The sequence below is a fragment of the Brevibacterium sp. 1718 genome, from assembly GCF_051131255.1.
GTDB classification, from domain to species: Bacteria; Actinomycetota; Actinomycetes; order Actinomycetales; family Brevibacteriaceae; genus Brevibacterium; species Brevibacterium sediminis.
Genome location: NZ_CP186550.1, coordinates 2,169,129 through 2,190,204 on the forward strand (window position 1 = coordinate 2,169,129; position 21,076 = coordinate 2,190,204).

The 21,076-nt window shown below is 65.3% G+C and carries 18 protein-coding genes; 7 read left to right on the plus strand and 11 right to left on the minus strand.

The window, feature by feature from the left end; genetic code table 11:
• Positions 1–130: 130 nt before the first annotated feature.
• The 4 genes from ACOZ9V_RS09810 to ACOZ9V_RS09825 are packed head-to-tail and all read left to right on the plus strand — an operon-like array spanning position 131 to position 3,114.
• A complete protein-coding gene (locus tag ACOZ9V_RS09810) occupies positions 131–1,048 on the plus strand; it encodes an ABC transporter ATP-binding protein (protein ID WP_434589570.1) in 918 nt (305 codons plus the stop codon).
• Entirely contained in the window at positions 1,045–1,776 is a 732-nt protein-coding gene (locus tag ACOZ9V_RS09815) for an ABC transporter permease (RefSeq protein ID WP_181270522.1), read from the plus strand. Before ACOZ9V_RS09810 ends, ACOZ9V_RS09815 begins: the two co-directional genes overlap by 4 nt.
• 8 nt (positions 1,777–1,784) lie before the next feature.
• Positions 1,785–2,687, plus strand: a complete 903-nt coding sequence (locus ACOZ9V_RS09820) for a COX15/CtaA family protein (RefSeq protein ID WP_434589573.1) — start codon at positions 1,785–1,787, stop codon at positions 2,685–2,687.
• Positions 2,688–2,703: 16 nt separating this feature from the next.
• Complete coding sequence (locus ACOZ9V_RS09825) at positions 2,704–3,114, plus strand: VOC family protein (protein ID WP_434589576.1); 411 nt, start codon at positions 2,704–2,706, stop codon at positions 3,112–3,114.
• Between the two features lie 130 nt (positions 3,115–3,244).
• Here the strand turns inward: ACOZ9V_RS09825 and ACOZ9V_RS09830 are convergent, their stop codons facing one another.
• Both ACOZ9V_RS09830 and ACOZ9V_RS09835 read right to left on the minus strand, forming a co-directional pair.
• Positions 3,245–4,231 carry a heme o synthase gene (locus ACOZ9V_RS09830; RefSeq protein ID WP_101544292.1) on the minus strand — a complete coding sequence of 329 codons (987 nt, stop codon included), beginning with the start codon at positions 4,229–4,231 and terminating at the stop codon, positions 3,245–3,247.
• 10 nt (positions 4,232–4,241) lie between these two features.
• Complete coding sequence (locus tag ACOZ9V_RS09835) at positions 4,242–4,799, minus strand: hypothetical protein (protein ID WP_376905646.1); 558 nt, start codon at positions 4,797–4,799, stop codon at positions 4,242–4,244.
• A gap of 226 nt (positions 4,800–5,025) precedes the next feature.
• Between ACOZ9V_RS09835 and tkt the strand changes: the two genes are divergently transcribed.
• From tkt to ACOZ9V_RS09850, 3 genes are read left to right on the plus strand one after another with little or no spacing between them, the layout of a single operon-like run.
• Positions 5,026–7,107: a transketolase gene (gene tkt / locus ACOZ9V_RS09840; protein WP_434589580.1), complete on the plus strand. Its 2,082-nt coding sequence runs from the start codon at positions 5,026–5,028 to the stop codon at positions 7,105–7,107.
• On the plus strand, positions 7,104–8,207 hold the full coding sequence (gene tal / locus ACOZ9V_RS09845) for a transaldolase (protein ID WP_434589583.1): 1,104 nt from the start codon (positions 7,104–7,106) through the stop codon (positions 8,205–8,207). Before tkt ends, tal begins: the two co-directional genes overlap by 4 nt.
• The gene (locus tag ACOZ9V_RS09850) at positions 8,204–9,835 is read left to right on the plus strand and encodes a glucose-6-phosphate isomerase (RefSeq protein WP_434589586.1); all 1,632 of its coding nucleotides are present in this window, start codon (positions 8,204–8,206) and stop codon (positions 9,833–9,835) included. The genes tal and ACOZ9V_RS09850 overlap by 4 nt, the downstream gene beginning before the upstream one ends.
• Before the next feature lie 155 nt (positions 9,836–9,990).
• Here the strand turns inward: ACOZ9V_RS09850 and secG are convergent, their stop codons facing one another.
• The 9 genes from secG to uvrA form a co-directional block, all read right to left on the minus strand.
• Positions 9,991–10,236, minus strand: coding sequence for a preprotein translocase subunit SecG (secG, locus tag ACOZ9V_RS09855; RefSeq protein ID WP_101544300.1), 246 nt, complete (start codon positions 10,234–10,236; stop codon positions 9,991–9,993).
• A gap of 55 nt (positions 10,237–10,291) precedes the next feature.
• Entirely contained in the window at positions 10,292–11,077 is a 786-nt protein-coding gene (gene tpiA / locus ACOZ9V_RS09860; protein WP_434589590.1) for a triose-phosphate isomerase, read from the minus strand.
• Between the two features lie 14 nt (positions 11,078–11,091).
• Positions 11,092–12,309, minus strand: coding sequence for a phosphoglycerate kinase (locus tag ACOZ9V_RS09865; RefSeq protein ID WP_434589593.1), 1,218 nt, complete (start codon positions 12,307–12,309; stop codon positions 11,092–11,094).
• Entirely contained in the window at positions 12,306–13,307 is a 1,002-nt protein-coding gene (gene gap, locus ACOZ9V_RS09870; protein ID WP_139467291.1) for a type I glyceraldehyde-3-phosphate dehydrogenase, read from the minus strand. The genes ACOZ9V_RS09865 and gap overlap by 4 nt, the downstream gene beginning before the upstream one ends.
• 9 nt (positions 13,308–13,316) lie before the next feature.
• Positions 13,317–14,300: a DNA-binding protein WhiA gene (whiA, locus tag ACOZ9V_RS09875; RefSeq protein ID WP_139467292.1), complete on the minus strand. Its 984-nt coding sequence runs from the start codon at positions 14,298–14,300 to the stop codon at positions 13,317–13,319.
• 25 nt (positions 14,301–14,325) lie between these two features.
• Positions 14,326–15,321, minus strand: a complete 996-nt coding sequence (locus ACOZ9V_RS09880; protein WP_434589596.1) for a gluconeogenesis factor YvcK family protein — start codon at positions 15,319–15,321, stop codon at positions 14,326–14,328.
• Position 15,322: 1 nt separating this feature from the next.
• Positions 15,323–16,213 carry an RNase adapter RapZ gene (gene rapZ, locus ACOZ9V_RS09885; protein WP_373284074.1) on the minus strand — a complete coding sequence of 297 codons (891 nt, stop codon included), beginning with the start codon at positions 16,211–16,213 and terminating at the stop codon, positions 15,323–15,325.
• 84 nt (positions 16,214–16,297) lie between these two features.
• Positions 16,298–18,157: an excinuclease ABC subunit UvrC gene (gene uvrC / locus ACOZ9V_RS09890; protein WP_172169638.1), complete on the minus strand. Its 1,860-nt coding sequence runs from the start codon at positions 18,155–18,157 to the stop codon at positions 16,298–16,300.
• 5 nt (positions 18,158–18,162) lie between these two features.
• The gene (gene uvrA, locus ACOZ9V_RS09895) at positions 18,163–21,033 is read right to left on the minus strand and encodes an excinuclease ABC subunit UvrA (protein WP_172170283.1); all 2,871 of its coding nucleotides are present in this window, start codon (positions 21,031–21,033) and stop codon (positions 18,163–18,165) included.
• Positions 21,034–21,076: the final 43 nt, after the last annotated feature.

Genomic DNA, 21,076 nt, shown 5'->3' on the forward strand with positions numbered 1-21,076 from the left:
CTCCTTGACTAACACAACAATATTGTTGCGTAATTTGTTTCGTAAAACTAGGTGAGCCTAACCACCGCCCGCGTCGCGCGTGGACACCGGCGGTTTCGACACCCGTTTCGACGCGTCGTAGAATAGCCTGGTGTCATCTCCGGCCCTGACCATTCGCGGTCTCCAGTACTCCTACGGCACCCACCGTGTCGTCGACGGAATCGACCTCACGGCCGAGTCCGGATCCGTCCTCGGCGTTCTCGGACCCAACGGCGCAGGAAAATCCACGACCATCTCCCTGGCTGTGGGCACCCGCCGTCCCGAATCGGGCACGGTCGAGATCTTCGGGCACGACCCCGTCACCGAACACGCGACGACGTCGCAGCTGGCCGGGGTCATGCTCCAGGACGGCGGACTGCCGATGAGCTCGAAGCCCCTGCAGGTGCTGCGGCACCTCTCCACCCTCTATGAGAATCCCGTGCCGGTCGACGAACTCGCCGAACCGCTGGGTCTCCACGACTTCGCCGGACGCACGATGCGCAGGCTCTCCGGAGGACAGAAGCAGCGAGTGGCGCTGGCCGCGGCCCTCATCGGACGGCCCCGCCTCGTCTTCCTCGACGAGCCCTGCGCCGGTCTCGACCCGCAGGCTCGCGAGGTCGTCCACAGCTTCATCCGCGATCTCGCCGACCGCGGAGTCGCCGTCGTCCTCACCACCCACGACCTCGCCGAGGCCGAGGAGCTCTCCGACGAGGTCGTCGTCATCGATCGCGGACGGATCATCGCTCAGGGAGCGCCCGAGGAGCTGCGCAGCGCCTCCGCCGGGTCCCGGTCGCTGACGATACGCCTCGCCTCCCCTGTCCCCGCCGCCCTCGTCGATCGGCTCACCGAGCTCGGTCCCGCCTCGGCGCAGGGTTCGATGATCTCTCTCGACGGAGCACCGACGGCGAGTCAGATCGCGGCCGCGTGCACTGCCGTCGCCGAGGCGGGACTGCAGATCACGGACATCGGCATGCAGAGGCAGTCCCTGTCCGACGTCTTCTTCGAACTGACCGGGAGGCCGCTGCGATGACCTCGACACGCATCGTCTCGCAGGCGAAGTTCGAGACCCTGTCCGTTCTGCGCAACGGCGAACAACTGCTGCTCTCAATCATCTTCCCGCTGGGACTTCTCGTCTTCCTCGCGAAGACTCCCCTGCTCACCGGGCTCGGGGTCATCGAGGCCGGTACCGATCCGCTGTCGATCGCCGTCCCCGGGGCGCTGAGCCTGAGCCTGGCCTCCAGCGCATTCACCGGGCAGGCGATCGCAACCGCCTTCGACCGCCGCTACGGGGTGCTGCGGCAGCTGGCGACGACTCCGCTGGGGACGAACGGACTCATCCTCGGCAAACTCGGCGCCGTCATCGTCGTCGTTCTCATCCAGTACGCACTCGTCTTCGCCGCGGCGGCGATTCTCGGCTTCCGAGGTCCCGTCGACATCCTCGGACTCTTCCTGGCCACGCTGTTCGGCACCGCCGCGCTGCTCTCGCTCGGTCTGCTCATGGCCGGCACAGTCCGCGCCGAGGCGACTCTGGCGGCGACGAACCTCATCTGGGTGCTCATGGCGGGCGTCGGTGGCCTCGTCATCGCACATCCGGGAGAATGGGGAACGGTTGTGGGCTACCTGCCCTCCGGTGCGCTCGGCGACGCCATGCGGTCGGCCATCGGACACGGCGGCACAGACATCAAAGCAATCATCGTGCTCCTGGTATGGGGGCTTGTGGGAACGCTTGCGGCACGCAGGTGGTTCCGTTTCGAATGAGGAGTGAAGTGGTCACGAAGAAGATCCGCATCGCCGCTTGGGCCATGCTCATCGCCCAGGCAGGGATCATCCTGACCGGGGGAATCGTCCGGCTCACCGGCTCTGGGCTCGGCTGTTCGGACTGGCCGAAGTGCACCCCTGATTCGCTCGTGGCCACCAGCGAGATGGGCATCCACGGCGCCATCGAGTTCGGCAACCGCCTGCTGGCTGTGGCGCTGGCGATCCTCGGCGTGTGCATTGCGCTCATGCTGTGGAGGCACCGGAAGCAGCGCCCGGATCTCTTCTGGCTCAATATCGGCCTGCTGGCCATCGTGCCCGTCCAGGCCGTCGTCGGCGGAATCACCGTGTGGACGAAGCTCAATCCCTGGGTCGTCGCCGGGCACTTCGTGCCCTCGGCCGTCGCTGTCGGCGTCGCCGCCTACTTCGTCCGCCGCACCTATGACACCGGCGTGCGGCTGGGCACCAAGGCCCCGGCTCCGCTGCCGACTCTGGGGTGGATCATCCTCGGTCTCACCGCGATCATCGTCGTCTTCGGCGTGCTCACCACGGGGGCCGGGCCCCATTCGGGTTCGACGATCTCGACCCGCAACAACCTCGACAACATCTGGGTCACCCGCTTGCACGCCGCGCCGGTGTGGCTGCTCGTCATCACCACGATCTCCGCTCTCGTCGTCGCCCGGAAGAAGACGCAGACGGCGATGGTCGCCCCGCTGACCGTGCTTCTCGTCGTCGAGGTCGCCCAGGGAATCATCGGCTACGTCCAGTACTTCCTCGGTGTTCCCGAACTGCTCGTGGCCTTACACATGGTCGGCCTGTCGGCTACGATTGCGGCAAGCGTTGCCGTCCTCGACAGCGCCTACCCGAGGAGCACCGATGTCAATACCGATCGTTCCGTGTCTGTGGTTTCCTGACTGCGCCGAGGAGGCCATGGAGTTCTACTGCTCCGTCTTCCCCGATTCGCGAGTCCTGTCCATCGAACGCTATCCCGACGAATCCCTCGACGAACACTTCAAGGGGATGAGCGGGAAGGTCCTGACCGGCCGGTTCGTCCTCGACGGCACAGAGTTCATCTGCCTCGACGGCGGACCGGTGTTCACATTCAACGAGGCGATCTCGCTGACCGTCGAATGTGCGGACCAGGCCGAGATCGACCACTATTGGTCGAATCTGTCGGCGTCACCCGAGCATGAACAGTGCGGTTGGCTCAAGGACCGCTTCGGAGTCAGCTGGCAGATCGTTCCCGCGAATCTCGGCGAGCTGATGACCGGTCCGGCACAGACTCAGGCGCTCATGCAGATGAAGAAGATCGTCATCGACGACCTCGTCAACGCCGGCTGAGAATTTGCGTTCCGACCCGAAGCGCAAGGCACAGACGCACAACGGCCCAGTTTGAGTTGGATAGCACTGTTTCAAATCTGTGCTATCCAGCTCAAACTGGGCCGAATGGATCAGCGGGTTCTTCGGCGAATCACCAGATACCGGGGATCAGGGTGGGCACGAACGGGTCGATGGCCACTGCCAGGAAGAGCAGTGACAGGTAGGTGATCGAACCGTGGAAGACCTTCATCGCCTTGAGCGAGGTGCCGTCCTTACCCTGCTTGGCACGGGAGACCAGCGAGTAGCACGACCACAGGAACCAGACTCCGGCGCCGACGGCCACGATCGTGTAGACAGGACCCATCGGAGCGACGGGAATGAGCGCGAGTGAGCAGGCGATCATCGCCCAGGTGTAGAGGATCATCTGACGGCCGACGGATGTCGGCGGAACCTTCGACGGCAGCATGGGCACGTCGGCGGCGTCGTAGTCGGCCTTGTACTTGATCGCCAGCGGCCAGTAGTGCGGCGGGGTCCAGAAGAAGACGACGAGGAAGAGCAGCACGGGCTCCCACGCGATTCCTCCGGTCACGGCCGACCAGCCGATGAGCACGGGCATGCAGCCTGCAGCGCCGCCCCAGACGATGTTCTGTGAGGTGCGGCGCTTGAGGACGAGGGTGTAGAAGACTGCGTAGAGCAGAATCGCCGAGGCGGTGAGTCCCGCCGTGACCCAGTTCGTGAATCCGCCGAGCCAGAAGATCGAACCGATGCCGAGCACGAAAGCGAAGATGAGTGCAGAACGGGGGCTGATCTCACCGGTGACGAGGGGACGGTCCTTCGTCCGTTCCATCTTCGCGTCGATGTCACGGTCGACGTAGCAGTTGAAGACCGAGGCCGACGCCGCAGCAGCGGCTCCGCCGATGAGGGTGTTGATGACCAGCCAGATGTTCGGCAGTCCCTGAGCGGCCAGGAACATCACGGGCGCGGTCGTGACGAGGAGCAGCTCGATGACGCGCGGCTTGGTCAGCGCGATATAGGCGCTGATGATCGAACGCGGTCGGGTAGCGAGGCTCTGCTCGTCGATGGCCCTCTGCAGAGGTCGTTCACTCTGCTCTTCCCGGTTCTGACGAAGTTTGCTCACGCCCTAGATTCTACCTGTTGTCGAAGTTTTTGCCAGTCGCGCGCAGGCGAGTCGAGTCACTGACGATGCGGACGAGGAAGGCCACCGCCGCACACACCGGAGCAAGCACGACGACCTGCACGATGAGCACTGAGATGAAGCTCAGCGAGGCCGACTGCGGATCCGTCCGGAGGAGATTCGCATCGACGCACAGACCGATGAATCCGGTGATGACGGAGTAGACGAGGGCGGTCGTCCACACCAGTCCGCCGCGCCGTGCATTGAGCATCACGGCCAGCGCTGCCGCGAAGGGGATGAGCAGAAGGAGTGTGCCCAACGTCCACAGGCCGAGCTCCCCGATGTCGACGGTGCCGCGGAGCGGCTGGGCGATCGCCGACGACACGGCGACGGTAGCCACGGCGAAGAACACCGGGCACGCCGTGCCGATCCGGGAGATCAGCCGACGGAGCCCCCTCGTCTGTTCGGCCACCTCGGCGAAGTCGGGGCGCCTGCCCGCCGGCCGATCGGATCGCTGGTCCCCGCTGTCTGCGACGGCGGCATCGATCACGGGATCAGCACCTTTGCTCACCCTGTCATCCCTCCAGTCAGGCACAGTCCATTTTCGGTCTCCGCAGCACACAGCAGCTATTGGATGTCGAACCCGCAGCTGTGCGCGAGACCACACTTTACCCGTCGGTAGCCTAAATGTCTCGCTCCCTCTCAGCACGGCGGGTGAACAGGGGCGGCGCTTCAGGCATCCGACGGGTAGAGTTTGAATGCACGCTCTTAAGACGAACGAAGGATCGCTCGACGACATGACAACTCTGTCCTGGACTGAACTCGACAATCGCGCAGTCGACACTGCCCGCCTCCTCGCCGCGGATGCGGTGCAGAAGACAGGGAACGGGCACCCGGGCACCGCAATGAGCCTGGCTCCCATCGCACACTACCTGTATCAGCACGGACTCACTCACGACCCGGCCGACCCGACTTGGGTCGGCCGTGATCGTTTCGTCCTCTCCTGCGGTCACAGTTCGCTCACCCAGTACGTCCAGCTCTACCTGGCAGGGTTCGGGCTCGAGCTCGACGACCTCAAGGCGCTGCGCACATGGGGTTCGCTCACCCCGGGGCACCCGGAAGTCGGCCACACCGCCGGCGTCGAGATCACCACGGGGCCCCTGGGCTCCGGACTGGCCTCGGCCGTGGGCATGGCCATGGCCGCTCGCCGTGAACGCGGACTCTTCGACCCCGAGGCGGCTCCCGGCAGCTCACCGTTCGACCACAACATCGTCGTGCTCGCCTCGGACGGCGACCTCGAAGAGGGAGTGTCCGGTGAGGCGTCATCGCTGGCCGGGACGCAGGAGCTGTCGAACCTGCTGGTGATCTGGGACGACAACAAGATCTCCATCGAAGACGACACCGCGATCGCCTTCGGGGAGGACACGGCCGCCCGGTACGCCGCCTACGGCTGGCACGTCCAGCACGTCGACTTCACTGCCGGTGGTGACTACCACGAGGACATCGAAGCCTTCCACGCCGCCGTCGAGGCCGCTCGCGCGGATTCCCGCCCCTCGTTCATCCGCCTGTCCACGATCATCGCCTGGCCCGCCCCGAACGCGCAGAACACCGGCGGGTCCCACGGTGCGGCCCTCGGCGAGGACGAGATCCGTGCGACCAAGGAGGTCCTCGGCTTCGACCCGGAGTCGACCTTCGCCGTCGACGACGAGGTTCTCGCCCACACTCGTCAGGCCCTGGACCGCGGTCGTGCCGCCCACCTCGAATGGGACAAGTCCTTCGCCGAATGGCGCACCGCCAACCCGGACAACGCCGCCCTCTTCGACCGTCTGTCCAAGCGCGAGCTGCCCGCCGGCCTCGGTGCGGCCTTCCCGGTCTTCGAAGCCAGCGAGAAGGGCATCGCCACTCGCGCGGCCTCCGGTCAGGTGCTCAATGCGATCGCCGAGACCATGCCCGAACTCTGGGGCGGTTCCGCCGACCTCGCGGGCTCGAACAACACGCTGATCAAGGGTGAGCCGAGCTTCCTGCCCGCTCACCGCTCCACGGGTGCATTCTCCGGCCACGAGTACGGACGCAATATCCACTTCGGCGTCCGCGAGTTCTCCGCCGGTCTCATCGGCAACGGCATCGCCCTGCACGGCGGAACCCGCCCGTACAACGGCACGTTCCTCGTCTTCAGCGACTACCAGCGTCCGGCCGTGCGCCTGGCAGCCCTCCAGCAGCTGCCGAACCTGTTCGTGTGGACGCACGATTCGATCGGCCTCGGCGAAGACGGACCGACCCACCAGCCGATCGAGCACCTCTCCGCGCTGCGGGCGATCCCCGGCCTCGACCTCGTCCGACCGGCCGATGCGAACGAGACCGCGGTCGCGTGGCGGAAGATCCTCGAACGCACCGACGGTCCCAGCGGACTCGTGCTCACCCGACAGGCCGTGCCGGTCCTCGACCGTGAGAAGTACGCCCCGGCCTCCGAGGCCGCACGCGGCGGCTATGTGCTCACCGACACCGGTGACCAGCCCGAGGTGGCCATCATCGCCAGCGGTTCCGAGGTCGCCATCGCCCTCGAAGCCGCCGAGGCTCTGCAGTCATCGGGCACAGCCGCTCGCGTCATCTCCATGCCGTGCCAGGAATGGTTCGACGCTCAGCCGGAGGACTACCGGGCCACTGTGCTGCCGCGAACGCTGAAGGCACGGGTGAGCATCGAAGCCGCCTCGGCGATGAGCTGGCACAAGTACCTCGGCGATGCCGGTCGTGCCGTGTCCATCGAACATTTCGGTGCATCCGCGGACTACCAGACCCTGTACGAGAAGTTCGGCATCACGGCCTCGGCCGTCGTCGACGCAGCCAAGGAATCCATCAAAGCAGCAAAGGCGGAAGCATGAGTGAACGTCTCCAGCAGCTCAGCGCGGCCGGAGTCTCGATCTGGCTCGACGACCTCTCGCGCACCCGACTCGAATCCGGGGATCTCGCCCGCCTCATCGAGAGATCCTCCGTCACGGGTGTGACGACGAACCCGACGATCTTCGCGAACGCGATCTCGGCAGCCGACGACTACGACGCTGCGGTCGCCGAGCTCGGTGCCTCCGGTGCCGATGTGGATGAGGCCATCGAGGCGCTGACCACAGCGGATGTCGCCGAGGCGGCCCGCCTGTTCCGTCCGGTCTTCGAGTCCACGGACGGTGAGGACGGTCGCGTTTCGATCGAGGTCGCTCCCCCGCTGGCCCATGATGCGCAAGCGACCGTCGCCTCGGCGAAGGCCCTGTGGGAACGCGTCGGCGAGCCGAATGCGATGATCAAGATCCCCGCCACCGAGGAGGGACTCCGCGCGATCTCCGAAACGATCGCGGCCGGGATCAGCGTCAACGTCACGCTCGTGTTCTCCCTGACCCGCTACCGCCACGTCGTCGAAGCCTTCCTCCAGGGACTGGAGAAGGCCCGCGCCGCCGGTCATGACCTCTCGACGATCCGGTCGGTGGCCTCGGTGTTCGTCTCCCGGGTGGACTCCGAGATCGATTCCCGAATCGACTCCATCGACGACCCGAAGGCCTTGGAGCTCAAGGGCAAGGCGGGCATCGCGAACTGCGTGCTCGCCCACGAGATCCACTCGCAGCTGTTCACCTCCGAACGCTTCCGAGTCCTCGAACTCGCCGGGGCACGTCCGCAGCGTCTGCTGTGGGCTTCGACCGGAGTGAAGAATCCCGACTACGCCGACACGATGTACGTGACCGGGCTCATCGCACCGAACACCGTGAACACGATGCCCGAACCCACCCTGGAGGCGTTCGCCGACCATGGTGAGGTCACCGGCCAGATCACGTCCGAGCACTACCGTGCCGCCGACGAAGTCTTCGACGCTCTGGCACGACTGGGCATCGACTACGCCGAGGTCATGACCGTGCTCGAAGAGCAGGGGCTGGAGAAGTTCGACGACAGTTGGACCGAACTCCAGGAAACGATCCGTACGGCTTTGGACCGCTCATGAAGCTCTCACTCTCTGTTCCCGTCGATGAGGAGTTCGAGGCAGAGGCCGCGCGTCTCATCGAGGCCGGCCTGGCTTCCCGGCTGAGCGCCAAGGATGCGGAACTGTTCGACGGGGCCGCCGACGCCGCGGACCGGATGGGCTGGGTGGATCTTCCGCAGAACGCCGCAGATCTGCTCGATGAGATCGAATCCCTGCGGTTGCGTCTGCAGGAGCAGGGTCTGCGCACGATCAGCTTGGCCGGAATGGGCGGTTCCTCGCTCGCTCCCGAGGTGATGGCTCAGACTGCCGGTGTCCGACTCGAGATCATCGACTCGACGGATCCCAATCAGGTCGCCGAGGCGATCGGCACCGATCTCGACCACACGGTCCTCGTCATCGCGTCGAAGTCCGGGACCACGGTGGAGACGGATTCGATCCGCCGCAGCTTCGCCGCGGCCTTCGAGTCGATCGGCGTCGATCCGGCGTCCCGGATGATCGCGATCACCGATCCGGGAACCGAACTCGAGGCGTTGGCCGCCGATCAGGGCTTCCTTGCGACCTTCCTCGTCGACCCCACGGTCGGCGGACGCTTCAGTGCTCTCTCGGCCTTCGGACTCGTCCCCGCGGGTCTGGCCGGTGCCGATGTGCGCGGGATCGTCGCAGAGGCCGCCGCGGCCGCCGCCGACCTGTCTGCCGACGGTCTGGACAATCCTGCACTGCGGTTCGGCGCTTGGCTGAGCATCGCCCACGCCCGGACGACGGAGAAGCTCGTCCTCGCCGAAACCGCAGAGCAGCTGAACGGGCTCGGGGTCTGGATCGAGCAGCTCATCGCCGAATCCCTCGGCAAGGACGGTCAGGGCATCCTTCCCGTCGTCGTCGACTCCCCCGCCGACATCGGGTTCTCCGATGCACGCGCAGACGCACTCCTGTGCCTGCTCGGGCCGGCAGCCGATGACTCGGAGCTGGGTGCGCCGTCCGGATTCGAAGCGACTATCACGGGTGGGTTGGGCGAGCTGTTCCTGTTCTGGGAATACGCCACGGCCATCGCCGGATACAGCATCGGGGTCAATCCCTTCGACCAGCCTGATGTGGAGGCCGCGAAGGCACAGGCCAGGCACCTGCTCGACGGACCGGACTCGGGTTCGACGGAGCAGCCGCGGTTCCGTGAGGGAGACATCGACGTTCTCGAGGTCGTCGACGAGGCCACTGATCTCGTCGGAGCCCTTGAGGAGCTGTTCTCGCAGGTCGACGAGTACGGATATGTCGGCATTCAGGCCTACCTCGATCGGATCGCCGATGCCGAGGCTGCGGATCTGCGTCCGCTCGTGTCCACACATGCCGGAGTGCAGACGACCTTCGGCTTCGGCCCCCGCTACCTGCATTCGACCGGTCAGTACCACAAGGGCGGTCATCCGAACGGAGTGTTCCTCCAGATCACCGGTGAGGCTCGCACTGACCTGCTGGTGCCGGGACGCGACTTCGGCTTCGCTCAGCTGCAACGCGCCCAGGCCGCCGGCGATGCGGCGGTGCTGAGTGAGAAGGGCCGACCTGTGCTGCGTCTGCACCTGCTTGATCGTTCTCGTGGGCTCGAACAGCTGCGGGAGGCGATCGGGTCGATCAGCCCGCGCCACCACTTCGGCCACGACTGATCTGTCTGAAACGGCACTGATCCGCCGGCACGACGGACAGAGCACGAACAGAGAAGGACCCCGACCGATTCGGTCGGGGTCCTTCTCATTCGTCCACCGGGGCGTCGCCTCGGTGTCGGTGTCTCACGGTCTCGGCATCAGCGGGCCACGATGGCTCAGGAGTTGAACCGAGTGAGGACGCCCAGCAGGATGATGCAGGCCGCCCAGATGATTGCCATGAGCGTCGTGAACCTGTTGAGGTTGCGCTCCGCGACGCCCGAGGATCCCAGCGACGAGGACATTCCGCCGCCGAACATGTCGGACATGCCACCGCCCTTGCCCTTGTGCATGAGGATCAGCAGGGTGAGGAAGATGCTCGTGAGCACGAGCAGCGCGATGAGAATGATGTTGAGGATTTCCACGTCGGATTCAACCTATGTTTCGTCGAGTGTTTCGTCGAATGATGCGTCTGTCAGTCTACTTCGCGACCGCGGCCTTGCACAAAGCGGCGAAGTCCGGACCGCTGAGGCTCGCACCTCCGACCAGTGCGCCGTCGACGTCCGCGGAGGCGACGATTTCCGCGACGTTGTCGGTCTTGACCGACCCGCCGTAGAGAATGCGGGTGGTCTGGGCAAGAGCCTCGCCATAGTTCTCAACGATGCGTGCGCGGATCGCCGATGCCATCTCGGCGGCATCGGCGGCAGTGGCTGTCTCTCCGGTGCCGATCGCCCAGACGGGTTCGTAGGCGATGACGAGGCCGGAGAGGTCGCCTGCGTCGAATCCGGCCAGCGACTCCTCGAGCTGTCCGAGGGTGAACTCGACGTGGCTCTTCTCCTGCCGCTGTTCCAGCGACTCCCCCACGCAGAGGATCGGTGTGAGTTCAGCCGAAAGTGCGGCCTTGATCTTCGCGGCCACGACCTCGTTGGTCTCGTGGTTGTCGGCACGGCGTTCGCTGTGGCCGATGACCACGTAGCTGCAGCCGAGGCGGGAGAGGAACGATGCGGCGATCTCTCCGGTATGCGCTCCGGGAGCGTGCTGGGAGACGTCCTGGGCACCGTACTTCAGCCACAGCTTGTCCCCCTGGACGAGTGTCTGCACCGAACGGATGTCGGTGAACGGCGGAATGACGACGACTTCGCAGTCGCTGTCGTCGAGTTTGGCGTCCTCGAGCGCCCAGGCGAGCTTCTGGACAGCGGAGATCGCCTCCAGATGATCGTGGTTCATCTTCCAGTTGCCTGCCAGCAGCAGGGTGCGGTCGCTCATGGTGTCTGTCTTCCTCATCCGAGTGCGTCGAGTCCGGGCAGGGTCTTGCCTTCGAGATATTCGAGGCTGGCACCTCCGCCGGTGGAGATGTGGCCGAAGGCGTCATCGGCGAAGCCGAGGCTGCGCACGGCGGCTGCGGAATCGCCGCCGCCGACCACGGTCAGCCTCTGTCCCCCGCTGCTGCCTTCGTCGGCCAGAGCTTGGGCTACGGCTTTGGTGCCGGCGGCGAAGGCCGGGAACTCGAAGACGCCCATCGGCCCGTTCCAGAACACAGTGGTCGAGCCTGCGATGATCTCGGCGTAGGCGCGCGCCGATTCGGGGCCGATGTCGAGGCCGAGGCCGTCGCCTCCGGCCGGAGTGTCTTCGAGTTCGGCAACGGGCCGGACCCAGTGCTCGGCATCGGCGGCGAAGGAGGCGGCCATGACGATGTCCGTGGGCAGGACGATGCGTGCACCACCGGACCGGGAGCGTTCGAGGTAGCCCTTGACGTCGTCGATGCGGTCCTTCTCGACCAGGCTCGACCCGATGTCGTGGCCGAGTGCGGCGAGGAAGGTGAAGACCATTCCCCCGCCGATGAGCAGATTGTCGGCGCGGTCGATGAGGTTGTCGATGACGCCGAGTTTGTCCGAGACCTTGGATCCTCCGAGAACGACGGTGAACGGTGGTTCGGGGTTGTTGAGCAGCCTGTCGCTGACCTCGACTTCCGCACGCACGAGTGAGCCGGCATAGTGCGGGAGGAGGCCGGCGATGTCGTAGACCGAAGCCTGCTTGCGGTGGACGACGCCGAATCCGTCGGAGACGAAGTCGTCGGCCAGCGCTGCCAGCTGGGTGGCGAATTCTTGGCGCTCGGCATCGTCCTTCGCCGTTTCGCCCGGGTTGAAGCGCAGGTTCTCCAGCAACAGCACGTCACCGTCGGACAGGGCTGCGGCCTTCGTCTGCGCATCGTCACCGATGGTGTCGGCGGCGAAGGCGACCGGACGGCCGATGGCTTCGGCGAGTTCGGGGACGATCGGGGCCAGTGAGAACTGCGGATCCGGTTCTCCCTTCGGCCGGCCCAGATGCGACATCACGATGACCCTGGCTCCCGCCTCGGCGAGGGACCTGATCGTTCCGGCCGAGGCCAGGATGCGACCGCGGTCGGTGATCGTGCCGTCGTCCATCGGCACGTTGAGATCGCTGCGGACGAGCACCGTGTGGCCGGCGAAGATGCCCGCATCGTCGAATGTCCTCATGAGTCCCTTTCGCTGAGAATGTAGCTGACCATGTCTTTGAGTCGGTTCGTGTACCCCCACTCGTTGTCGTACCAGGCCACGACCTTGATCTGGTCGCCCAGCACCATCGTGAGCTTGGAATCGACGATCGCCGAGGCGGTGGTGCCGACGATGTCGCTGGAGACGAGTTCGTCGGTGGAGAAGTCGAGGTAGGGCGATCCGTCCGCTGCGGAGGCGAGGATCGCGTTGACCTCGTCGCGGTCGGCGCTCGTGGAGGTGGTGAAGGTGAAGTCGATGATCGATCCGGCGGGCACGGGTACACGCACGGCGAGTCCGTCGAGCTTGCCCTCGAGGTGGGGCATGACGCGGCCGACGGTGCGTGCGGCTCCGGTCGTGGTCGGCACGATGTTGACGGCGGCGGCTCGGGCGCGACGCAGGTCCCGGTGGGGTCCGTCGACGAGCATCTGGTCGCCGGTGTAGGCGTGAACGGTGTTGAGCAGACCGGATTCGACGCCGAGGGCGTCGTCGAGCGCCTTGACGACGGTGGCCATGCAGTTCGTCGTGCACGAGGCGTTCGAGACGACGGAGTGCGCGGACGGATCGAAGGTGTCTTCGTTCACGCCCATGACGAGGGTCGCGTCGACGTCCTTTCCGGGGGCGGAGAGTACGACGGTCTGCACGGTGCCGCCGAGGTGGGCCTCGGCCTGGTCCTGCCGGGTGAAGCGTCCGGTGGATTCGACGACGAGTTCGACCTTGTGCGAACTCCAGTCGATGGCGGACGGGTCGGCTTGGCTCGTCACCGCGATCTCTCGTCCGTCGACGATGATCGCCTCGTCGGCGGCGTCGACATCATGGTCGAAGCGAGGCCACACGGAGTCGTGGGAGAGCAGATGAGCCAGGGTCGTCGTATCGGTGAGATCGTTGATGGCCACGACCTCGAAATCAGCATCGGGTTCGAGGGACAGACGGAACAGGGCACGGCCGATGCGGCCGAAGCCGTTGATGGCGATTCGTCTCATGCCTCGATCTTAGCGATCCTCGAGCATTTCCGGGGTCAGACTGGCTTCGGTGCCGGGAATTCCCAGTTCTTCCGCATGCTTGTCCGCAGTGGACAGCAGCCTGCGGATCCGGCCGGCCACCGCGTCCTTCGTCATCGGCGGGTCGGCGAGCTGACCGAGCTCTTCGAGGGACGCCTGTTTGTGGGTCACGCGAAGCTGACCGGCGTAGCGGAGGTGTTCGGGGACGTCGTCGCCGAGGATCTCCAGGGCGCGTTCGACCCGGGCGCCGGCGGCCACGGCGGCCCGTGCCGAGCGACGCAGGTTCGCATCGTCGAAGTTCGCCAGGCGGTTCGCGGTCGCGCGGACCTCCCTGCGCATCCGCCGTTCCTCCCAGACCAGCACGGCGCTGTGGGAGCCCATGCGGGTGAGCAGCGCGGCGATATCGTCGCCGTCGCGGATGACGACGCGGTCGACTCCCCGGACCTCGCGGGCTTTCGCACTCAGTCCGAGTCGGCGGGCTGCGCCGACGAGGGCAAGAGCCGCCTCGGGGCCGGGGCAGGTGACTTCCAACGCCGAGGAGCGCCCCGGCTCGGTCAGTGATCCGTGGGCGAGGAAGGCTCCGCGCCAGGCGGCTTCGGCATCGGCGACGGAGCCGTTGACGATGGCCGAGGGCAGTCCGCGCACGGGACGGCCGCGGTTGTCGACGAGTCCGGTCTGGCGGGCCAGTGCTCCCCCGTCACGGGTGACGCGCAGCAGGTAGCGGTTGGAGCGGCGGATTCCGGCGGCATTGATGACGACGATGTCGGCATGCTGACCGTAGAGATCCTTGATCTCCGCTCGCAGCCGTTTGGCGGCCTGGGCAGTGTCGAGTTCGGCTTCGAGAACGATCGAGCCGTTGACGAGGTGGAGGGCGGAGGAGAAGCGGAAGATCGAGGACACCTCGGCCTTGCGGGCGGAGGTGCGAGTGATCTTCACTCGCGCCAACTCGTCCTTGACCTGAGCGGTCAGTGCCATAGCTCGTCCTCCTGCACCTGAAGTTCTACCACTGCTCGGCGACGCCGATCCCGGCGTCCAACAACATGTCACGGTAGCATGCCGCCAGCTTGAGGCTGTCATGCTGTCCCTGCCTCCGTGAGCGCAGGGGACGTTCCCAGAGTTTCGCTCCGAACATGTCCTCGGCCCGCTGCGGCAGGTCGGGTTCGAGTTCGGTGGCCGCCTCGTCGACGAGAACATAGTCCAAGGTCAGTGAGCGGGCATGACGGTGGAGGGAGACGAGGTGTTCGCCGAGACTCAGGTCCTTCGTCTCACCGTCAGTGGAACTGAGGTTGAGCGTGAGGGATTTCACCGCTGTCGAGGCCACGATCGCCTCGGCGAGCGAAGGCACGAGCAGGTGCGGCATCACCGAGGTGTACCAGGAGCCGGGGCCGAGGTTGAGAACCTCGGCCTCCTCCACGGCTTCGATCGTCTCGTAGCGGGCCGGTGGGGCAGCCGGGTCGAGGCGCACGGTCTCGACGTGGCCGATCGTGCAGGCGAGCACGGACTGTCCGCGCACGACCTGGAAGGAGCCGGGGAACTTCACATCGGCTTCGATCGTCAGCGGCACCGAGGACATCGGCAGCACTCGACCGTGAGCGCGCAGCAGCCGGGCCATCCAGTCCAGGCCGGCCACATGGTCGCCGTGGATCTGCCACAGTGCTGCGATGAGCAGATTGCCCACCGCGTGACCGTGCAGCTCACCTGTCGATTCGAACCGGTGCTGGATGACATCACGCCAGGTCTGGCCCCACGTGCCGTCGTCGCAGAGCGCGGCCAGAGCCATCCGCAGATCGCCGGGAGGCAGTCCGCCGAGTTCGTCGCGCAGTCGTCCGGATGAGCCGCCGTCGTCGGCGACTGTGACGACCGCGGTGAGGTCTTCGGTGAGCAGACGGAACGCCCTCAGCGCCGCGTAGAGTCCGTGGCCTCCGCCGAAGGAGACGATATTGGGACCGTCCTTCTGTGCGCCCGTGGAGATGACGGGCAGATCTTCGGTCTCCATGTCATTCTCTTCCCAGATCGCGGTGACGCACGGCCACTGGGATCCCGGTCTGGGCCGACAGCAGTCGTCCGACCCTTTCGCTGATCGCCACGGAACGGTGTTTGCCGCCCGTGCAGCCGATTCCGATCATCGCGTAGCCGCGGCCCTCGTGCAGATATCCCTCGGCGACGGTGGACAGGGTTGCGGCATAGCGTTCGATGAATTCCTCGGCGCCGTTCTGCTCGAGGACGTAGGCCGCGACATCGGAGTCGAGTCCGTTGTGTCCGCGCAGATGGGGAATCCAGTACGGATTCGGCAGGAAGCGGACGTCGGCGACGTGGTCGGCGTCCTTGGGCAGGCCGTATTTGAAGCCGAAGCTCATCACCGTCAGCCGCAGCGGCGGGGTGTCGTCGTCGCTGAAGCGTTTGCGCACCTCCGCGGAGAGCTGGTGCACGTTGAGGTCGGAGGTGTCGACGATGATATCGGCGCGGTGTTTGAGGGACTCGAGTTCGGCACGTTCGGCTTCGATGCCGTCGAGCAGGGTCCCCTCCCCCTGCAGTGGGTGGGGCCGCCTGGTCGATTCGAAACGTCGGACGAGGACTTCGTCGGAGGCGTCGAGGAAGACGATGCGCAGGGACAGACCCTGATCGACGAAATCGCTGATCGTCTCCTGCAGTTCGGTGTATTTGGTGCGCCCTTTGGCGTCGATGACGATGGCGATCTTCGGCAGGGCGCCGTCGGCACGGGCAACGAGTTCGACGAGCGGACGCATCATCTGCGGCGGAAGGTTGTCGACGACATACCAGTCCATGTCTTCGAGCACATTGGCCACGGTGGTGCGGCCTGCTCCGGACATGCCGGTGACGAGCACAACCTCGATGGGGTGGTCGGATCCGTTCGATTCGGCCTGCACGCTCACTCGTCCTCCTCTGTCCGTGCCCGATCGGTCGGTGGGCACTGTACCTCTCGGCACTACTCTAGGGCAGAATCGCAGAGCTCAGTCGGCCAGAGCCGTGACGATCTTCGCGGCGAGGGAGGGACCGATTCCCTTGACCTCGCAGATCTCCTCGGCGGTGGCAGCACGGACCTTCTTCACGGATCCGAAATGGCGCAGCAGAGCGGTGCGCTTCGACTCTCCGAGACCCGGAATGTCGTCGAGCACGGAACTCGTCATCGCCTTCGCACGTTTCGACCGGTGATAGGTGATGGCGAAGCGGTGGGCCTCATCACGCAGGCGCTGCATGAGGAAGAGCCCTTCGGAGTTGCGTGGGAGGATGACCGGGAACGGATCGTCCGGTATCCAGATCTCTTCGAGCCGTTTGGCCAGACCGACGACGGAGATGTCGACGATGCCGAGATCCGTCAGTGCCCGCGTCGCTGCCGCAACCTGCGGGCCGGCACCGTCGACGACGAGGAGGCTGGGCCGATAGCCGAAGCGCTCATCGGGCTCCTCGGAGGTCATCTGTTCGAGGTAGCGGCTGAAGCGACGGGAGACGACGTCGTACATCGAAGCCGTGTCGTCGGCCGCGGCTTCACCGTGGATGGCGAAGTGTCGGTAGTCGCGTTTCTTCGCCATTCCGTCTTCGAACACGACGAGGGAGGCGACGACGTTCGATCCCTGGGTATGGGAGATGTCGATGCATTCGATGCGCAGCGGTGCTTCCGGCAGGTCGAGGTGCTCCTGGATCTCCTTGAGCGCCTGGCTGCGGGTCGTCAGGTCGGACGAGCGTTTGAGCTTGTGCTGGATGAGCGCTTCCTTCGCGTTCTTCCCCACGGTCTCCAGGGCCGCCTTCTTCTCCCCGCGTTCGGGTACCCGCACGGTCACCCGCGAACCGCGCTGCTCGCTCAGCCAGGCCTCCAGGGATTCCAGATCCGCCGGCAGTGTGTCGACGAGGATCTCCTTCGGAATGGCATCGGCATCGAGCCCGGAGTATGCCTGTCGCAGGTAGTCGGTGGTCAGTTCCGCGGGGGTGTGATCATCGGAGCGTTCGATGATCCAGCCGCGTTGGCCGCGGATACGACCCTGGCGCACGTGGAAGACCTGGACGGAGGCTTCGAGCTCCTCGGTGACGAGGGCGAAGATATCGCAGTCGGCGCTCACCGACAGGACGACGGCGGACTTGTCGAGGACCTTCTGCAGGGCGGAGATCTCGTCGCGCAGACCGGCCGCGCGTTCGTAGTCGAGTTCGGCCGCGGCTGTGGCCATCTCCTTCTGCCGGTGGCTGATGAACCGGCCGGTGTTTCCGGACATGAAGTCGGAGATGCTGCGGGCCAGGTCCTTGTGATCGTCCTTGCTGATCTGACCGACGCAGGGAGCAGCGCATTTGTCGATATAGCCGAGCAGGCAGGGCCTGCCGCTGCGTTCGGCCCGACGGTAGACCCCTGCTGTGCAGGTGCGCATCGGGAAGGCCTTGAGCAGCAGGTCCAGGGTGTCCTTGATCGCCCACACCTGAGCGAAGGGACCGAAGTACTTCACGCCCTTGCGGCGTTTTCCCCGGGTGATGAAGGCCCGAGGCACCTCGTCATTCATCGTGATCGCGAGGTAAGGATAGGACTTGTCGTCGCGGAACATGACGTTGAACCGCGGGTTGAACTCGTTGATCCACGTCCATTCGAGCTGCAGGGCTTCGACCTCGGTGTCGACGACGGTCCATTCCACCGAGTTCGCGGTGTGGACCATCGTCGAGGTGCGCGGGTGCAGCTGGGCGGGGTTGGCGAAGTACGAGTTGAGTCGGTTGCGGAGGTTCTTCGCCTTTCCGACATAGATCACCCGCCGGTCGGGGTCACGGAATTTGTAGACCCCGGCCGATGTGGGGATCGACCCGGTGGCCGGACGGTAGGTGGATGGATCAGGCATTCGGATCAGGACTTGAGCATCGGTTTGAGGAACCGTCCGGTGTGCGATTCGGTCACCTCGGCGACCTCTTCGGGAGTGCCTTGGGCGATGATCTGCCCACCGCCGCGGCCGCCCTCGGGTCCGAGGTCGATGATGTGATCGGCATTGCCGATGACGTCGAGGTTGTGTTCGATGACGATGACCGTATTGCCTTTGTCGACGAGTCCCTGGAGGACCATGAGCAACTTCGAGATGTCCTCGAAGTGCAGACCGGTCGTCGGTTCGTCGAGCACGTAGACGGTGCGACCGCGGGAGCGCTTCTGCAGTTCGGCGGCGAGCTTGACACGCTGTGCCTCGCCACCGGAGAGAGTCGTGGCCGGCTGGCCGAGTCGGACATAGCCGAGCCCCACCTCGACGAGGGTCTTGAGGTGTCGCGAGATCGCAGGAATCGCGGCGAAGAAGTCGTTGGCCTCCTCGATGGGCATGTCGAGGACCTCGGCGATGTTCTTGCCCTTGAACGTGACCTCCAGGGTCTCCCGGTTGTACCGAGCGCCCTGGCAGACCTCACAGGGGACGTAGACGTCGGGCAGGAAGTTCATCTCGATCTTGATCGTGCCGTCGCCGCTGCAGTTCTCGCAGCGTCCGCCCTTGACGTTGAAGGAGAACCGACCGGGCAGATAGCCCCGGACCTTCGCCGATTCGGTTTCGGCGAACAGCCGGCGCACATGGTCGAAGACGCCGGTGTAGGTCGCGGGATTCGACCGCGGGGTGCGACCGATCGGAGACTGGTCGACGTGGACGACCTTGTCGAGATTGTCCAGGCCGGTCACGCGCTTGTGCCGTCCCGGCACCCGGGAGGCGCCGTTGAGGACGTTGGCCATCTGTGTGTAGAGGATCTCGTTGACCAGAGTCGATTTGCCCGAACCGGACACGCCGGTGACGGCGGTGAGCACACCGAGGGGGAAGGACACCGTGACGTCTCGCAGGTTGTTCTCCACGGCCTTCTCGACGGTGACCATCCGGTCCTTGTCGACGGGGCGGCGGGTCGGCGGGATCTGGATCGCCCGTCGGCCGGAGAGGTAGTCGCCGGTGATCGATCTCTCGGCATCCTTGAGGCCGGTGACGGGACCGGAGTAGACGACCTCGCCCCCGTGCTCGCCGGCACCGGGTCCGATATCGACGATCCAGTCGGCGGATTCGATGGTGTCTTCATCGTGTTCGACGACGATGAGGGTGTTGCCGAGATCCTTGAGCTTGTTGAGCGTTTCGATGAGTCGGCGGTTGTCGCGCTGATGCAGTCCGATCGAGGGCTCGTCGAGGACGTAGAGGACGCCGACGAGGCCGGAGCCGATCTGCGTGGCCAGGCGGATGCGCTGGGCCTCACCGCCGGAGAGCGTACCGGCGGCCCGGTTGAGGCTGAGGTAGTCGAGGCCGACGTCGAGGAGGAAACCGAGGCGGGCGTTGATCTCCTTCATCACCTGCGCCGCCACGGCGGCATCGCGGGAGCTCAGCTCGAGGGAGCCGAGGAAGGAAGCCGCTTCGTCGAGGGCGAGTTCGGAGACCTCGGCGATGGACCTGTCTCCGACCTTGACGGCGAGGATCTCCGGTTTGAGGCGCGTACCGTCACAGCTGGCACACGGGATCTCGCGCATATAGGACTCGTAGCGTTCCCGCGACCACTCGGATTCTGTTTCCTCGTGCTTGCGCTGAATGTATTGGTAGACGCCTTCGAAGCCCGTCGAGTACGTGCGTTCACGCCCGAAGCGGTTCTTGTACTTGACGTGGACCTTGTAGTCCTTGCCCGTCAGAATCGCGGTCTTCGCGGACTTCGGCAGCTTCTTCCACGGCGTCTTCATATCGAAGCCGAGTTCGTCGCCGAGGCCCTTGAGCAGACGGTTGAAGTACTTCGAGACCTGTTTGCCTCCCGACCAGGGGGCGATGGCCCCGGAGCCGAGGCTGAGGTCCTCGTCGGGGACGACGAGATCTTCGTCGACCTGCAGGCGGGTGCCGATGCCGTCGCAGGTGGGGCAGGCGCCGAAGGGCGAGTTGAAGGAGAACGAGCGGGGTTCGATCTCGTCGATCGTCAGCGGGTGCTCGTTCGGGCACGACATGTGCTCGGAGAAAGTGCGGGTCGTGCCTTCGTCTACGAGTTCGATGTCGATGCGTCCGTCGGCGAGCCCCAGGGCGGTCTCGACGGAGTCGGTCAGCCGCGGGCGCATTCCCGATTTGGCGACGAGGCGGTCGACGACCACGGAGATCGTGTGCTTGTACTGCTTCTCCAAGGTCGGCGGTTCGCTCAGGCTGATCTGCTCGCCGTCGACGATGGCCCTGGAGAAGCCCTTGGACTGCAGGTCGGTGAAGAGGTCGACGAATTCGCCCTTGCGGGACCGGACGACGGGAGCGAGGACGAGGAACTTCGTCCGCTCCTCGAGTTCGAGCAGCTGGTCGACGATCTGCTGCGGGGTCTGCTTCGTGATGACCTCACCGCAGACGGGACAGTGCGGGATGCCGATCCGCGCCCACAGCAGGCGGAGGAAGTCATAGACCTCGGTGATCGTGCCGACGGTCGAACGCGGATTGCGCGATGTCGACTTCTGGTCGATCGACACCGCTGGAGACAGCCCTTCGATGAAGTCGACGTCGGGTTTGTCCATCTGCCCGAGGAACATCCGTGCATAGGAGGACAGGGATTCGACGTAGCGTCGCTGCCCCTCGGCGAAGATCGTGTCGAAAGCCAGCGAGGATTTGCCGGAACCGGACAAGCCGGTGAACACGACCATCGAATCGCGCGGCAGCGCGATCTCGACGTTCTTGAGATTGTGTGCTCGCGCTCCCTTGACCCACAGGGTGTCGAGATGGGAGACGCCTGTCACTTGCTCACCGTTATTGGTTTTCATCACCTGACCACTGTATTACTCGGCACTGACATTGCTGTATTCG

Bases quoted from the DNA above. Each gene is read 5' to 3' on its own strand.
- uvrC (WP_172169638.1), bottom strand. From the start codon at position 18,157: ATGCCTGATCCATCCACCTACCGTCCGGCCACCGGGTCGATCCCCACA.
- ACOZ9V_RS09880 (WP_434589596.1), bottom strand. From the start codon at position 15,321: ATGGAGACCGAAGATCTGCCCGTCATCTCCACGGGCGCACAGAAGGAC.
- ACOZ9V_RS09825 (WP_434589576.1), top strand. From the start codon at position 2,704: ATGGAGTTCTACTGCTCCGTCTTCCCCGATTCGCGAGTCCTGTCCATC.
- ACOZ9V_RS09850 (WP_434589586.1), top strand. From the start codon at position 8,204: ATGAAGCTCTCACTCTCTGTTCCCGTCGATGAGGAGTTCGAGGCAGAG.
- ACOZ9V_RS09865 (WP_434589593.1), bottom strand. From the start codon at position 12,309: ATGAGGACATTCGACGATGCGGGCATCTTCGCCGGCCACACGGTGCTC.
- tkt (WP_434589580.1), top strand. From the start codon at position 5,026: ATGACAACTCTGTCCTGGACTGAACTCGACAATCGCGCAGTCGACACT.
- tal (WP_434589583.1), top strand. From the start codon at position 7,104: ATGAGTGAACGTCTCCAGCAGCTCAGCGCGGCCGGAGTCTCGATCTGG.
- whiA (WP_139467292.1), bottom strand. From the start codon at position 14,300: ATGGCACTGACCGCTCAGGTCAAGGACGAGTTGGCGCGAGTGAAGATC.
- tpiA (WP_434589590.1), bottom strand. From the start codon at position 11,077: ATGAGCGACCGCACCCTGCTGCTGGCAGGCAACTGGAAGATGAACCAC.
- uvrA (WP_172170283.1), bottom strand. From the start codon at position 21,033: ATGAAAACCAATAACGGTGAGCAAGTGACAGGCGTCTCCCATCTCGAC.
- gap (WP_139467291.1), bottom strand. From the start codon at position 13,307: ATGAGACGAATCGCCATCAACGGCTTCGGCCGCATCGGCCGTGCCCTG.
- ACOZ9V_RS09815 (WP_181270522.1), top strand. From the start codon at position 1,045: ATGACCTCGACACGCATCGTCTCGCAGGCGAAGTTCGAGACCCTGTCC.